This window comes from Pseudomonas sp. AMR01 (assembly GCF_041946035.1).
GTDB classification, from domain to species: Bacteria; Pseudomonadota; Gammaproteobacteria; order Pseudomonadales; family Pseudomonadaceae; genus Aquipseudomonas; species Aquipseudomonas antarctica_B.
Map to the genome: position 1 here is coordinate 31,495 of NZ_JAUTYR010000009.1, position 13,662 is coordinate 45,156.

Genomic DNA, 13,662 nt, shown 5'->3' on the forward strand with positions numbered 1-13,662 from the left:
CGTTATTCACAACGGCGGGTTCGCTTGAGCGAGCCACTGTTAAAACATCGCCTGATCGGGAGGATCTATGCACTCAGTTTTTATCGTCGGTGGCTCGGGAAAAATCGCCCGCAGCCTCGCCCGACAACTGGCGGAACGGGGTCATCAGCCACGCTCGCTGTACCGCCATGCAGAACAAGCCGAAGGGCTCAAAGCACTGGGCGCCACTCCCGTTGCCGGTAACTTGCTTGAGCTCGATGAACAGGCCCTCGCCACACTTATGGCAGGCAGTGATGCCGTCGTGTTCGCGGCGGGTGCTGGTGGAAAAGGCGGTGCGCAGATGACGGATGCCATCGACGGTCGCGGCCTGGAGTTGTCTGTGGCCGCGGCTCGTTTGGCGGGTATTCGGCGCTTCATTCTGGTTTCGGCATTTCCAGAAGCATCGCGTGGCAAAGCGGTTTCCGAGACCTTCGAAAACTACATGGCCGTGAAGAAGCACGCGGACGTACACCTCGCTGCGAGCGATCTTGACTGGGTCATTCTGCGCCCCGGTACGTTGCTGGACGCGCCCGGCACCGGCAAGGTCCACGCCGGCCTGGCCATCCCTTACGGCGATGTGCCGCGCGAGGATGTCGCGGCGGCCTTGTTGCGAATCATTGAAACGCCGAGCGTGAGTCGCGTCATCATCGAACTGACCCAAGGCACTACGCCAGTCGATGAGGCTATTCAGCCGTTTTAGCTCGCGCAGAGTGACTGCGAAACCGGGAGACAAAAATATGAATATATCTCCCGGCGAAACATAATTATTATTTGCGCATGATCAAAGAACTGAAAACACTCATCGCCGTGGCGAGAGAAGGCACCTTCGCGGCGGCCGGTAGCAAGATCGGCCTTACCCAAGCCGCAGTCAGCGCACAGATGCAACGCCTCGAAGCGGAGCTCGGGGTAGAGCTGTTCGACCGCAAGGGACGCTCGGCTCAGCTCAATCGAATGGGTCACCAGGTGTTGGTGCAGGGTCAGGAACTGGTACGCCAATTTAAAGAGCTGGGCTCGACGTCGGTGGGTCTTGCTGCGAACGTTTTGGTCACCCTTGGAGCGATTGCCTCGGTTCAGCGCTCCTTCTTGCCAGACGCTCTGGCTGAATTTCATCAACAATCTGCGCAATGCAGAACGCGCGTCGTGCCCGGTCTGTCGATGGAGCTGGTGAACCAAGTCGATTCAGGCGAGATCGATATGGCTGCGATCATCCGCCCGCCCTTCTCGCTTCACAGTGATCTGCGCTGGACAACCTTGGCGCGTGAACCTTACCGGCTGATCGTGCCCGCCGATATGCCGGGAGACGATTGGGCTGAACTGGTAGCCAGCCAGCCGTTTATCCGCTATGACCGTTCATCTTTTGGCGGGCGCCAGGTTGACAGGTTCTTGCGTCAAACCCATTTCTCATTGCATGAAGTCTGCGAACTCGATGAGCTGGACGCGATCATTAAACTGGTCGCAAACGGCGTCGGTGTGGCCCTGATACCGGAAACCGGCACCCGTAACGGATGGCCTGTTGAAGTGCGTGCGATCGACCTCAAACAACGTACATTCCATCGCGACATCGGCCTGATTCATCGCGCACGCCGCAGCCTTAGCGAGCCAGTAAAATTACTGGCTCAGCTGATTATCGAACACGCCGTGAAGAAGCATTGAAGGCGTTGCGCCCCGACTAATGCACCACGGGTTGAGCCGCAATTAAGCCGCTGGATGCGTCTGGAAAATCTTGCTCACGACCGTCCACTTGCCTTCTACTTTCAGCAACTGGAAGAAGTCGGTGAAAGAGATGCCAGACATGCCGTTGGCGTCAATGCGAGCACTGGCGGCGTTACCGACGATTTCAATGCGCGTAATAGCGGCCTTCGCGTCAGGAGAGGGGCGAAACTCCTTGTCGATGCCCTCGAACAGAATTGGAATTGCACCGCCGGCCAGCTTGCCATCGGCGCCGACGCTGTACATCGTTGCATGTTCGTTGAATGCAGACTTCATGAGGCTGCTTTTGGCCTGCTTGCAACCCTCGATGTAGGTGTTAAGCACCGCAGTGATGGCTTGGTACTCTTCTACATACGTAGGTGTGCTGACGGTTTTACTGCTGATGACTGGTGGGGCGCTCGGTGAAGTTTCTGCGTAGGCCATCGCGCAAAAGCTCGACATCAAGGCCGCAAAAAACACAGGCTTAAAAGACATTATTTTCATTTAGTCGCTCTTTATGGAGAGTGCAATTATTGATAAACGCCCGCAGTTTCACCGTAGCCTGCGGGCACTTTTTTTGAAATTACTTGCTCAGGTTGGTCTTGAGTTCCCCAGATGCCTGCGCAATCGCGCTGCGAGGCGTCGGCAGATGGCTGAACGCGTTCGACAGCCCAAAATCGTGAATCATGCCGTTGTAACGAACCGTCTTCACCGGTACGCCTGCTGCGTCGAGCTTGCGGCCGTAAGCTTCAGCTTCATCGCGCAGGACATCGAATTCGGCCGTTTGGATCAGCGTCGGTGGAAGGCCCTTCAACTGCTCGTTGGTGGCCTGCAGTGGGGATGCGTAAATCTGTTTGCGCGCCTGGCCGTCCGCCGTGTAGTTGTCCCAAAACCACACCATCATGGCCTTTGTCAGGAAATAACCGTTGGCAAACTCTTTGTACGACGGCGTATCGAAGTTGGCATCTGTCACTGGGCACAGCAACACTTGCGAGCGCAGTGCCGGTCCACCCTTCTCGTTGGCCATCAAGGCAACCACGGCGGCAATATTCCCACCTGCGCTGTTGCCGGCTACGGCGAGGCGCGTGCCGTCTACCTGGATCTGTTCGCCATGTTCGGCCACCCATTTTGTCGCGGCATAGGCTTGCTCGGTGGCGACGCCGTATCCCGCCTCGGGCGAGAGACTGTAGTGAACGAAGACCGCCACCGCTCCCGAGCCTGCCACCAGGTCACGTACCAGTCGTTCGTGGGTCGGGAAGTCGCCCAACACCCAGCCGCCGCCGTGAAAATACATGAACGCGGGCAGGCTCTTATGCTGGCTACCGACCGGGCGCACGATGGTCAGCTTCAGATCGCTGTCGTTGATGCGTATCGTCATCTCACTCACATCAGCCGCCGGCAAGGCCACTTGGGGCGCAGCCTGAGCAGCCGCCAGCGCGGCGCGGGCATCGGTCGGCGTCATGGAGTCCAGCGTCTGGCCACCTTCAAGGGATTGCAAGAGTTTCGCCGTGTTGTGCTCAACGCCCGGGTATGCGGTGGCGGAGGCAGTACCGGGCGCAAGGGTAACGACCGTAAGAGCGAAAGCAGAGGTAAGGGTTTTCATGACGTTTCCATTTTTATGCCGGAGTGCCGGGAAGCCTCGACTACTGCGGGCTCAAGACGCGACGTGGGTGTGAAAGATCTTGCTGACAACCGTCCACTGGCCGTCGACTTTCAACAGATGGAAAAAATCGGTGAAGGAAATGCCTGACATGTCATTGGCGTCGATGCGAGCGCTGGCCGCCGTACCGACAATCTCAATGCGCACGATAGCGGCCGGCGCGTCAGGAGATGGGCGAAACCCCTCGTCGATGCCCTTGAACAGGATTGGAATTGCACCGCCGGCCAACTTGCCGTCGGCATCGACGCTGAACATGGTTGCTTGCCCGTTGAACGCTGGCTTCATGAGGCTGCTTTTGGCCTGCTTGCAGCCCTCAATGTACTTGTTCAGCACCTCAGTGATGGCTTGGTATTCGTGTACGTAAGTAGGTGTGTTCATGGTTTTAACTCCTGCTGGATTGGATTGAGGATAGGCCACGTTCAACAACGCGCTGATTCACGCTTTGGTATCAAGCCACACAGACCCATAACGGGTGTAGGCGGCAGGAATCTCAATGATTTCTTTCAAGTCATCTGCGGCGGTGCGTACCCAGAATGGGTCACGCAGCATCTGCCGCCCGATAAACACCAGATCAGCTCGACCGTTCTGCAAGACTTCTTCGGCTTGGCGACCGCTCTGGATCAAACCCACGGCGCCCGTAGCAATGTGCAGCTCTTTACGCAGTAACTCAGCGGCCGGTACTTGGTAACCTGGATAGGTCTGAACCTTGACCATCTTGATCCCGCCGGAGCTGCAGTCGATCAGATCGACGCCCTGCTCTTTCATCCAACGGCCGTATTCAAGGAACGATTCGGGCGTGTTGCCGCCTTCGGCGTAATCAGAGCTTGAGATCCGCACAAACAGCGGGCGATCGCCCCAATGGGTTTTCACTTCCTCCAGCACTTCGCGCAAGAAGCGATAGCGACGCTTGGCATCACCGCCATATTCGTCATCGCGGGTATTGGCCAGTGGGGAGAGGAACTCATTCAGCAGATAACCATGTGCAGCATGGACCTCAAGCACATCGAAGCCGGCTTCACTGGCGCGTCGTGCAGCATCGCCGTAGAGCTTTACCAAACCCGGAATTTCATCCGCCGCGAGTGCGCGAGGCACAGGGCTGGTTTCCGTGAACGCAATGGCCGATGGCGCGATGTGAACAAGATTCGGCAGGTCGGCATTACGCCCCGCGTGGCCGATCTGCGCACCGGCTTTGGCACCGAAGCTGTGAAGCAGTTCTGTCAACGCCTTCAAGCCGACGACGTGTGCGTCGCTCCAGATACCGAGGTCACCGGCGCCAATACGGCCATCGGCATGAACTGCCAGCGTTTCGGGGAAAATCAGCGCCGCCTGGCCCAGGGCGCGAGCGCCGTAATGCACGCGGTGCCACTCAGTAACAAACCCGTCATCCGCAGCCATGTGCATGCACATGGGCGACATGACGACGCGGTTTTTCAATTTCATGCCTTTTATTTCATGGGGCGAAAGCAACAAGCTCATCTGGCGTATTCCGTAGTGGTTGATACGGAATGATGTTAACGTACGCACAACCTATGCGTAAGTACGCACATTTTTGTGCTGTAGGCACATTTTTTATACCTGGGAGACTCACTGTGAAAAAATGCCTTCCGCAGGATGAAGTTGAAGCATTCGCTTGCCCCGTCGCGTTTACGGTTGACGTTATCGGCGGGAAATGGAAATCGCTCATCCTGTTCCACCTGATGTCCGGAACAAGACGCTTCAACGAGTTGCGCCGGCTAATCCCGGATGTGACGCAGCGCATGCTCACCTTGCAACTCAGAGAGCTGGAGACTGATCGAGTTATCCATCGCGAAATCTATCGTGAGGTCCCGCCCAAGGTTGAGTATTCGCTCACAGAGTTAGGTAACACGCTTGCGCCTTTGATCAGTGCGATGCGCGAGTGGGGCGCGGTGCATGAGAGTGCAATCCTTGCATTCAGGCGTGCCGAGATCGATACGACTGCACTTGAATCGCTCACCTAGCCGCAGATTCCTGTGAGCCAGGCGAGCGCACTGACCCACTACTTGGCGATGGACGTCACCCCCCTGCCCCTGGGGTCTGAAACGGGCTCGGGCACGCCATGCTCAACCCTGATTGCCTGGATATCACCATTGAAGCCCTGGTTAGCCAGGTAATAGCCGGCGACGTCGAGGTCTGCGGCCAATTGCCCTGAAATCGGCGCATACGGCTCCCAGAAGATCGTGTTGGCAGGCAGCAACTGATGGTGAAAACGCATCGCACTCACCGAATCTTTCAGCCCAAGGTGGAAGTCATACAGGTTACTGACAACCTGAAAGATGGAGGTAAAAATCCGCGAGCCACCGGGGGTTCCGATAACCAGGGCCACTTTGCCGTCCTTCAGGAAAATCGTCGGTGTCATCGAAGACAGCGGCCGCTTTCCGGGCTCGATGGCATTGGTGTCGGTACCCACGACGCCCATCTGATTGGGCACCCCTGCCAGTGCCGAGAAGTCATCCATCTCGTCATTGAGCAAAATACCGGTTTTTTCCGCGACTACGCCGGAACCGAAAAAGCCATTGAGCGTGTAGGTGTTGGAAACGGCATTGCCCCATTTGTCGACGATTGAAAAGTGAGTGGTCTGAGGTTTTTCCGGCGACTCGATATTCAGGCCCGCGACGACCTTACTGGTGTCCGAAGGACCTGACAGACTGACCTGCGACGCACGGGCCGCCAGGTAGTGTTCGTCGATCAATTCATGCACCGGCACCGTGTAAAAATCCGGATCACCCAGGTACTGCGCCCGATCGGCAAACACCCGCTTTTCGATCTCCGCCACCAGATGCATATAACGCGCGGAGTTGAGCGGCACGCCCTGGAAGTCTTCTCGGCGCATCTCTTTCATCTTCAACAGTTGTACCAGCGCAACCCCGCCGGAGCTCGGCGGTGGAGCGGTGACGATTTGAAAGCCATTCCAGTTGGCTTGTATCGGCGCACGCCAAACGGCTTTGTAGCCGGCCAGATCTTGCGCGCCGATCAGGCCGCCATTGGCAGTCATATCGGCTACGAGCAGCGCAGCGGTTTTACCGGCGTAAAACCCCTTCGGTCCCTGCGCGGCGATGCGCTTGAGTACCGCCTCAAGTTCCGGCTGCTTGAAGGTAGCCCCGGCCCGCAGCGTGCCGAAATGCCCAGCGAAGTTAGTTTTACCGGCGAAGCGTTTTTGGTTTTCGCTCGTGGCAATACTGGCCAGTGCTTCATCGACCACGAAGCCATGGTGCGCATAGTGAATGGCCGGCTCGATCAGCTGCGCCCATTTGAGCTTGCCGAAGCGTTTGTGCGCTTCCCACATGCCGGCGACCGTGCCCGGTACGCCCACCGACCGGTGGCCGATCACACTGCCCTGGAGCTGATCGGCAGCAATTACTTTTTTACCCGAACTGTCGACAAACATGTCTCGCGTCGCTTTCAGCGGCGCGCGCTCACGGTAATCGAGAAAATACGGTTTGCCCTTGTCATAGATCGTCATGAAACCGCCGCCGCCAATATTTCCGGCTTCGGGGTAGGTCACAGCCAGGGAAAATGCAACGGCGACGGCCGCATCTACGGAATTCCCGCCTTTGGCGAAGATCGCGTTGGCGGTGTCAGCCGCGAATTGGTCAGGTACAGCCACCGCAGAATGCGTCAATGCCGTGCGCGGGCTGGCGGCCGCCAGTCCATAAATACCCATCGATAGCAACGCCATTCCAAGTACGATGCAGCGACGCGTACGATAAAACACGGATTTTCTCTTGCACATAAACCACCTGTTTTTTTTATAAATAATGGCAGCAAAGTGGCAACTAACTGGGCGCGATTCGTTATCTGAACCAAGCCCCGAGGCGCCTGAAAACAATCAACACGCAACAACTTCTTATAGGTTTAACAGCCAAAAAAAGAGCCCTCGACGCGGTTAACGTGGAAGGCTCTTGTGTGTCACTGATTAGGCGTTCTGCTCGATCCCGGAAGACCCCTTGCGCTCCAGGGGCGTTTTCTCCCACTTGGCAATGACCAGGGGCGCAATTGCATTCCCCAGCACATTCAAGGTAGTGGTACCGCTGTCGATGATCCGGAAGATCCCGGCAATCAACGCGACCCCTTCCAGCGGCAGCCCGGCAGACGCCAGGGTGGCCGACAGAATGATGATGGCAAAACCGGGTACACCCGCGGCGCCCTTCGACGTCAGCACCATCGTGACCACCAGCAATATCTGCTGGGTCAATGACAGGTCGATACCATAGAGCTGGGCGATAAAAATCGTCGCCACACCGAGGAAGATCGAAGCGCCGTCCAGATTAAACGCATACCCCACCGGCACCACAAAGCTGACGATACGCCGAGGCACACCGTAGGCTTCCAGCTTGGTCATCAACTGCGGCATGACAGCCGCCGAGGCTGCACTGGAAAAGGCCAGAATCAGCTCGTCACGAAAGTATTTGATCAACTTGAAGACGTTTTCGCCGATCAAGTAGCACATGCCGCCCAGAATCACCAAAGCAAAGGTAATCAACGCCAGGTACACCACGCCGATCAACTTGAGCAACGGTAGCAATGAGGCGAAGCCGAAGGTTGCGACGGTGGCGCCGATCATGCCGAACACACCAATTGGCGCGTATGCCATGACAAACGACACCACCTTGAACATGGCGTCGGAAAAGCCCTGCACCACCGCAACAACCGGTGCGCTCTTCTCTTTAGGCAAGGTATTCAACGCCATACCCAGCAGCACGGCGAAGAACAGCACCGACAGCAACTTCGCTTCCGACATCGCGACAATCACGTTATCGGGCACGATATTTTGCAGGATGATCAGCGCGCCTTTCGACGGCTCCATATGCACGGCTGCAGCGTTATGGGCGATGCCAGCGATTTCGGTGCCTTTGCCCGGTTCGAACAGGTTGGCAAAGCACAGGCCGAGGACAATGGCGAGGCTGGTGATGGCAAAGAAGTAGATCAACGACTTTGCGCCCATGCGGCCAAACGATTTGTTATCGCCGCCCCCGGCAATGCCGAGGATCATGCAGCAGAACACAATCGGTACGACGACCATCTTCATCATCTTGATGAAAATATCACCGAGCGGTTTAAGTATTTCGGTACTGACCCACACTTGATTTTCCGGATGGGTATTGAAATACCAACCCACGAGCACGCCAAGCAACAGCCCGGCAACTATTTGCCAAACTAAAGGAATACGTTTCATGTCTAGCCTTTTTGTTGGAATGAAAGGACTGCTTGAGGGCAGTAGCTAGATTCATGAGCTTCCAGCTCATTTAAGTGTCTTGAGCGCGCGTTTGAACGCGCGCCAGTTTTTATTATTTGGCGAAGAGCTGACTCATATCCTTGAACGCTTTGAACTCCAGCGCATTGCCGCATGGGTCAAACAGGAACATGGTGGCCTGCTCGCCAACCTGGCCCTTGAAGCGAATGTAGGGCTCGATCACAAACTGTGTGCCGAAGGACTTGAGACGCTCGGCCAGTGCTTCCCACTGAGCCCATTCCAGGATGATGCCAAAGTGCGGAACCGGCACGTCGTGGCCGTCCACCGGGTTGCTGTGGACGCTTTCCTGAGACGCCGTCTTGGGGTGTTCATGGATGACCAACTGGTGGCCGTAGAAGTCGAAATCCACCCACTGGGCGCTGGATCGGCCCTCGGCAAGGCCAAACACTTCACCGTAAAAGGTGCGTGTGGCGGCCAGGTCATACACAGGGATGGCGAGGTGGAAAGGAGAAAGGCTCATCAGGACTCCGATAACAATTTTTATTGGTTTGTGGTGCCGGACAGCGCGCTCGTTGCCCAGCGATTTTTTGAAGGTGGATTTATGCTATGCCGAGGCCAACCTAAAAAAAATCAATATAAATTTTTCAAACCACAATTTTATTTTGTTAATCGAAGACCTTCTTTTACGGCTCCCAAACCGCCTGAATGGGCAGAACACTGAGCATCGCCACGGCAGGAACAAGTCGCCGGACGCTTGCGAATAACCGCGCCGGTCAGCTATGGGCGCCTGCGCATTGCGCCGTTGCTCGGTGTTTTTCTGCAGCGCCACCCCAATGTGCAGATCGACGTCAGGCTAAGCGATCAAATGGAGGACGTGGTCAAAGAGGATATCGACGTGGCCATACGTATCGGCCGGGTCAAGAATGAGGGGTTGGTGGCGATCCCGCCGGGTATCACCGAGCGCCGCGTGTATGCCGCGACTGCTTACCTGGAACATAACGGTACGCCGACTTCGCCAGAACAGCTCCGGGCCCATAACTTCATCGGCTTTACGCTGCCAGCAACAGCAGTGACCGCGTTCGTGCACTTTCTTCAGCAGGCACTCGCACCTGAGCAAAGAGCTACCGGCTGACCGGACACGCTGACACCGTACGGGTTCGTACTGAATTCGCCAGGCCTTCAGAAGTTTTTCGCAGAAACGAAAAAAGACGCCTAAGCGTCTTTTTTGGTGACCCCAGAGCCCTGTGGACTTCTGTGGATCGATATTTGGAGCGGGAAACGAGACTCGAACTCGCGACCCCGACCTTGGCAAGGTCGTGCTCTACCAACTGAGCTATTCCCGCGTCTTGGTGATGCGCATTCTATAGAATTATCAGAACCCGTCAACCCCTTGATTCAAAAAAGTTTTATTTCTTTTCAACGGTGGTGCGCAGATGCGGCCAGGCGGCTCGCAGATACTGGAGCATGGACCACAAGGTCAGGCCAGCGGCGATCAGGAGCAAGGCGTAACCGGTCAGCACCCAAAAGGAGAAGTCCGACGGGTTAGCCAGCAGGATGACCAGCGCGAGCATTTGCGCGGCGGTTTTCCATTTGCCCATGTTCGACACGGCCACGTGGGCTCGGGCGCCGATTTCGGCCATCCACTCGCGCAGGGCCGAAACCACGATCTCACGGCCAATGATCACCGCTGCCGGCAGCGTCAGCCACAGGTTGCCGTGCTCTTGCACCAACAGGACCAACGCCACGGCCACCATGAGTTTGTCGGCCACAGGGTCGAGGAACGCGCCAAACGGCGTGCTTTGCTCCAGGCGGCGCGCCAGGTAGCCGTCGAGCCAGTCGGTTGCGGCCGCAAAGGCGAACACCGAACTTGAGGCCGCGTAGCTCCATTCGTAGGGCAAATAGAACAACAAAATGAAAATCGGAATGAGCAGGACGCGTAGAACGGTGATCAGATTAGGGATATTCATCGGCACAACTGGCTACGAGGTGAGAAGGCATTCTACTCGCTGTGCAGACTGGCATAAATCAACTCTGCGAGCTTTTTACTGATACCGGGGGATTTGGCTATTTCGTCAATGCTGGCACGGGACAGCTCCTGCAAGCCACCAAAATGTTTAAGCAAGTCACGACGTCGGGTCGGCCCTACGCCTGCTACCCCTTCCAGGGTTGAGGTTCGCCGGGTTTTGCCGCGACGGGCGCGGTGGCCGGTGATTGCAAAACGGTGAGCTTCGTCGCGGATCTGTTGAATCAAATGAAGCGCTGGTGAGTCGCCCTTCAAAGTGAACTCATGGGCGGCATCATTCAAGTACAACGTCTCGAAACCGGCTTTACGCGTGGCGCCCTTGGCTACACCGAGCAGGATCAGGTCAGGCACGGCCAGTTCGTTAAGCACGTCACGGGCCATGGATAGCTGGCCCTTGCCGCCGTCCACCAAGAGAATATCGGGCAACTTGCCCTCGCCTTCCTTCAACCTGCTGAAGCGCCGCGTCAGCGCCTGGTGCATGGCGGCGTAGTCGTCACCTGCGGTCACGCCTTCGATGTTGTAGCGCCGGTAATCGGACTTGATCGGCCCTTCCGGCCCGAACACCACGCAGGACGCCACCGTGGCCTCGCCGCTGGAGTGGCTGATGTCGTAGCACTCAAGGCGCTGTGGCGGCTCGTCCAGGTTCAGAACTTCAGCCAGCGCTTCGAAGCGTGCCGCAACGTGCTGCCTGTTGGCCAGGCGCGCACTCAAGGCCTGCTCGGCGTTGGTCACCGCCAGTTGCTGCCAGCGGGCGCGGGTGCCACGCACGCGGTGGCTGATGTCCAGCTCGCGGCCGCGCAGTTCGTGGATCGCTTCGATCAGCGTCGGGAAGTCCTCGTGCACCACGTTGACGATCAGCTCCGATGGCAGGTCGCGTTCGGGGCTGCTGACATAGTACTGGCCAAGGAACGCGGCCATGACTTCGGCCACCTCCTCGTCGATACCCGTCTGCGGGAAGAAATTCTTGCTGCCCAGTACCCGCCCGCCACGCACACTGATCAAGTGCACACAGGCGCCGCCCGGGTTGACGAAAGCGGCGATTACATCGACGTCGCCGGTACCGCCTTCCATGCTCTGCTGGTCCTGAACGCGGCGCAGCAGGGAAATCTGGTCGCGCAACTCGGCGGCTCGTTCAAAATCCAGAGTGCTGGCGGCTTGCTCCATGGCGCCGGAAAGCTCATCGGTCAGCGCATTGCTGCGTCCTTCGAGGAACATCACCGAATGGCGTACATCCTCGGCGTACTCTGCCGGTTCAACCAGGCCAACACAGGGTGCCTTACAGCGTTTGATCTGGTATTGCAGGCACGGCCGCGTGCGGTTCTTGTAAAAGCTGTCTTCGCACTGGCGCACAAAAAAGGTCTTTTGCAGCAGGCTCAGGCTTTCGCGGATCGCACCGGCGCTGGGATAAGGCCCGAAGTACTTGCCCTTGGCTTTCTTCGCGCCACGGTGAATGCTCAGTCGCGGGAAGGTGCTGTCGGATAAATATACGTAGGGATAGGATTTATCGTCACGCAGCAGAATGTTGTAGGGCGGCCGCCATTCCTTGATCAGCGTTTGCTCAAGCAGCAGCGCCTCGGTTTCATTGGCGGTGATGGTGGTTTCGACCTGAGCGATACGCGCGACCAGGGCGGCGGTTTTAGGCGCCAGCCCGGTCTTGCGGAAGTAACTCGCCAGGCGGTTCTTCAGGTTCTTGGCTTTGCCGACATACAGCAGGCGCGCCTCGCTGTCGAACATGCGGTACACGCCGGGGCGGCCACTGCAGGTGGAGAGGAAGGCACTAGCATCAAACGGTGTGGTCATGTCAGGCGCTGGCGTCCACCATGCCGTGACGCACTGCGAGCAGGGTCAATTCAACATCACTGCTGATGGCGAGCTTCTCGAAAATGCGATAACGGTAGGTGTTAACGGTCTTGGGCGACAGGCACAACTTGTCGGAAATCGACTGAACCTTCTGGCAGCCGACAATCATCAGGGCGATCTGGATTTCCCGCTCCGACAGCGCGTCGAACGGCGAATCGCTGGTGGGCTGGAACGATTTGATCGCCAACTGCTGGGCAATCTGCGGGCTGATGTAACGCTGGCCGGCAAACACCAGGCGAATGGCTTGCACCATCTCGGCTAGGCCTGCGCCCTTGGTCAGGTAACCAGCGGCACCCGCTTGGAGCAGGCGCGTAGGAAATGGATCTTCCTCGCACACAGTGACCACCACGACTTTGATGTCCGGATGGCTGCGCAACAATTTGGTAGTGGCACCAAGACCGCCGATCCCGGGCATCTTGACGTCCATCAGCACCACATCGGGTTTCAATTCCCGTGCCTTTATCAGGGATTCCTCCCCTGATTCAGCCTGGCCGACTACTTGCAGGCCATCGATGTCAGCCAGCATTCGTGTAATGCCTGTACGAACGAGATCATGATCATCGACTACTAGCACCCTAATCAAGCAGACACCTCGCGATATGGTCTTATAGGTTGCTGAACACCTTAGCAAAAAACCACGCCACAGACCTAGCTGCAAGCGTCATATATAGTGAGATTGCGCGTACTACAAGCCTGCGCAGGCAGGAAAACCGCCGTTTATGCTGAGCAAAAGGTCAGCTTTGCGAGGCTCCGCCGGACTTTAGCCTTTAGCCCGCCCGACAATCCCGCTCCATGCGCCAGAAGCAATCCTCTTCTCCAACGATGCTCAAACCGTGACGCTCATACAGCCGTCTCGCCGGGTTGGTCTTGAACACCGTCAAGCGTAAAAGGCCCTGCGCCTGGGCCTTCAGTGCCATCTGTTCGAGCACCCAGCCTCCCGCGCCTTGTTTGCGACATGTTTCAAGCAGGTGCAGCTCGCGGATGTAAAGAGCCCGGCTGTCGCGACTCACGCTGATAAAGCCCATGACCGCGTCATCATTGCAAATCAACAGGTTTTCGCGCCCAGCCCAGGCTGCGTCAAAACCATTGTCGGACCATACAAGGCCGTATTGCCGGTAATACACGACCATCGCCTCATGGGTGAGCGTTCGCGCGAACAGCCGGTCCCGTTCCGTCGCCGCGCGCAGGTGAAAGGCCATC

General features: G+C 57.2%; 14 protein-coding genes, 1 tRNA gene and 1 pseudogene. 4 read left to right on the plus strand and 12 right to left on the minus strand.

Going from position 1 to position 13,662, the window contains the following annotated elements; genetic code table 11:
• Positions 1-67: 67 nt before the first annotated feature.
• Both Q7C20_RS10770 and Q7C20_RS10775 read left to right on the plus strand, forming a co-directional pair.
• Positions 68-718 carry an NAD(P)-binding oxidoreductase gene (locus Q7C20_RS10770; protein WP_375067228.1) on the plus strand — a complete coding sequence of 217 codons (651 nt, stop codon included), beginning with the start codon at positions 68-70 and terminating at the stop codon, positions 716-718.
• A gap of 77 nt (positions 719-795) precedes the next feature.
• The gene (locus tag Q7C20_RS10775) at positions 796-1,671 is read left to right on the plus strand and encodes a LysR family transcriptional regulator (protein WP_375067229.1); all 876 of its coding nucleotides are present in this window, start codon (positions 796-798) and stop codon (positions 1,669-1,671) included.
• Between the two features lie 42 nt (positions 1,672-1,713).
• Here Q7C20_RS10775 and Q7C20_RS10780 read toward each other — a convergent pair whose 3' ends face one another.
• The 4 genes from Q7C20_RS10780 to namA form a co-directional block, all read right to left on the minus strand.
• The gene (locus Q7C20_RS10780; RefSeq protein ID WP_375067409.1) at positions 1,714-2,151 is read right to left on the minus strand and encodes a nuclear transport factor 2 family protein; all 438 of its coding nucleotides are present in this window, start codon (positions 2,149-2,151) and stop codon (positions 1,714-1,716) included.
• Positions 2,152-2,290: 139 nt separating this feature from the next.
• The gene (locus Q7C20_RS10785) at positions 2,291-3,310 is read right to left on the minus strand and encodes an alpha/beta hydrolase (RefSeq protein WP_375067230.1); all 1,020 of its coding nucleotides are present in this window, start codon (positions 3,308-3,310) and stop codon (positions 2,291-2,293) included.
• Between the two features lie 51 nt (positions 3,311-3,361).
• Positions 3,362-3,745: a nuclear transport factor 2 family protein gene (locus Q7C20_RS10790; protein ID WP_375067231.1), complete on the minus strand. Its 384-nt coding sequence runs from the start codon at positions 3,743-3,745 to the stop codon at positions 3,362-3,364.
• A gap of 57 nt (positions 3,746-3,802) precedes the next feature.
• Positions 3,803-4,843: an NADPH dehydrogenase NamA gene (gene namA, locus Q7C20_RS10795; protein WP_348055326.1), complete on the minus strand. Its 1,041-nt coding sequence runs from the start codon at positions 4,841-4,843 to the stop codon at positions 3,803-3,805.
• Between the two features lie 113 nt (positions 4,844-4,956).
• On the opposite strand from namA, the gene Q7C20_RS10800 reads away from it, so the two are divergent.
• The gene (locus Q7C20_RS10800; RefSeq protein WP_348055328.1) at positions 4,957-5,346 is read left to right on the plus strand and encodes a helix-turn-helix domain-containing protein; all 390 of its coding nucleotides are present in this window, start codon (positions 4,957-4,959) and stop codon (positions 5,344-5,346) included.
• A gap of 38 nt (positions 5,347-5,384) precedes the next feature.
• On the opposite strand, the gene ggt is transcribed toward Q7C20_RS10800, so the two are convergent.
• The 3 genes from ggt to Q7C20_RS10815 all read right to left on the minus strand — a co-directional run bounded on the left by ggt (position 5,385) and on the right by Q7C20_RS10815 (position 9,099).
• Positions 5,385-7,064, minus strand: coding sequence for a gamma-glutamyltransferase (ggt, locus tag Q7C20_RS10805; RefSeq protein WP_375067411.1), 1,680 nt, complete (start codon positions 7,062-7,064; stop codon positions 5,385-5,387).
• A gap of 237 nt (positions 7,065-7,301) precedes the next feature.
• Entirely contained in the window at positions 7,302-8,561 is a 1,260-nt protein-coding gene (locus Q7C20_RS10810) for a cation:dicarboxylate symporter family transporter (protein ID WP_375067232.1), read from the minus strand.
• A gap of 112 nt (positions 8,562-8,673) precedes the next feature.
• Positions 8,674-9,099: a VOC family protein gene (locus tag Q7C20_RS10815; RefSeq protein WP_375067233.1), complete on the minus strand. Its 426-nt coding sequence runs from the start codon at positions 9,097-9,099 to the stop codon at positions 8,674-8,676.
• 213 nt (positions 9,100-9,312) lie between these two features.
• Here Q7C20_RS10815 and Q7C20_RS10820 point away from each other — a divergent pair.
• Positions 9,313-9,711: pseudogene (locus Q7C20_RS10820) on the plus strand (substrate binding domain-containing protein); the annotation flags it as partial.
• A gap of 135 nt (positions 9,712-9,846) precedes the next feature.
• Here Q7C20_RS10820 and Q7C20_RS10825 read toward each other — a convergent pair.
• The 5 genes from Q7C20_RS10825 to Q7C20_RS10845 form a co-directional block, all read right to left on the minus strand.
• Positions 9,847-9,922: transfer RNA gene (locus Q7C20_RS10825), tRNA-Gly, on the minus strand.
• A 63-nt stretch (positions 9,923-9,985) separates the two neighbouring features.
• A complete protein-coding gene (gene pgsA / locus Q7C20_RS10830) occupies positions 9,986-10,546 on the minus strand; it encodes a CDP-diacylglycerol--glycerol-3-phosphate 3-phosphatidyltransferase (protein ID WP_003232771.1) in 561 nt (186 codons plus the stop codon).
• A gap of 32 nt (positions 10,547-10,578) precedes the next feature.
• Positions 10,579-12,402: an excinuclease ABC subunit UvrC gene (uvrC, locus tag Q7C20_RS10835; protein WP_348055333.1), complete on the minus strand. Its 1,824-nt coding sequence runs from the start codon at positions 12,400-12,402 to the stop codon at positions 10,579-10,581.
• 1 nt (position 12,403) lies between these two features.
• On the minus strand, positions 12,404-13,045 hold the full coding sequence (uvrY, locus tag Q7C20_RS10840) for a UvrY/SirA/GacA family response regulator transcription factor (RefSeq protein ID WP_017530522.1): 642 nt from the start codon (positions 13,043-13,045) through the stop codon (positions 12,404-12,406).
• A 184-nt stretch (positions 13,046-13,229) separates the two neighbouring features.
• Positions 13,230-13,661, minus strand: coding sequence for a GNAT family N-acetyltransferase (locus tag Q7C20_RS10845; RefSeq protein ID WP_375067236.1), 432 nt, complete (start codon positions 13,659-13,661; stop codon positions 13,230-13,232).
• Position 13,662 lies beyond the last annotated feature (1 nt).

Excerpts from the sequence above, each read along its gene's own strand:
- Q7C20_RS10770 (WP_375067228.1), top strand. The coding sequence starts at position 68 with ATGCACTCAGTTTTTATCGTCGGTGGCTCGGGAAAAATCGCCCGCAGC.
- Q7C20_RS10775 (WP_375067229.1), top strand. The coding sequence starts at position 796 with ATGATCAAAGAACTGAAAACACTCATCGCCGTGGCGAGAGAAGGCACC.
- Q7C20_RS10780 (WP_375067409.1), bottom strand. The coding sequence starts at position 2,151 with ATGGCCTACGCAGAAACTTCACCGAGCGCCCCACCAGTCATCAGCAGT.
- Q7C20_RS10785 (WP_375067230.1), bottom strand. The coding sequence starts at position 3,310 with ATGAAAACCCTTACCTCTGCTTTCGCTCTTACGGTCGTTACCCTTGCG.
- Q7C20_RS10790 (WP_375067231.1), bottom strand. The coding sequence starts at position 3,745 with ATGAACACACCTACTTACGTACACGAATACCAAGCCATCACTGAGGTG.
- namA (WP_348055326.1), bottom strand. The coding sequence starts at position 4,843 with ATGAGCTTGTTGCTTTCGCCCCATGAAATAAAAGGCATGAAATTGAAA.
- ggt (WP_375067411.1), bottom strand. The coding sequence starts at position 7,064 with ATGGCGTTGCTATCGATGGGTATTTATGGACTGGCGGCCGCCAGCCCG.
- Q7C20_RS10810 (WP_375067232.1), bottom strand. The coding sequence starts at position 8,561 with ATGAAACGTATTCCTTTAGTTTGGCAAATAGTTGCCGGGCTGTTGCTT.
- Q7C20_RS10815 (WP_375067233.1), bottom strand. The coding sequence starts at position 9,099 with ATGAGCCTTTCTCCTTTCCACCTCGCCATCCCTGTGTATGACCTGGCC.
- pgsA (WP_003232771.1), bottom strand. The coding sequence starts at position 10,546 with ATGAATATCCCTAATCTGATCACCGTTCTACGCGTCCTGCTCATTCCG.
- uvrC (WP_348055333.1), bottom strand. The coding sequence starts at position 12,402 with ATGACCACACCGTTTGATGCTAGTGCCTTCCTCTCCACCTGCAGTGGC.
- Q7C20_RS10845 (WP_375067236.1), bottom strand. The coding sequence starts at position 13,661 with ATGGCCTTTCACCTGCGCGCGGCGACGGAACGGGACCGGCTGTTCGCG.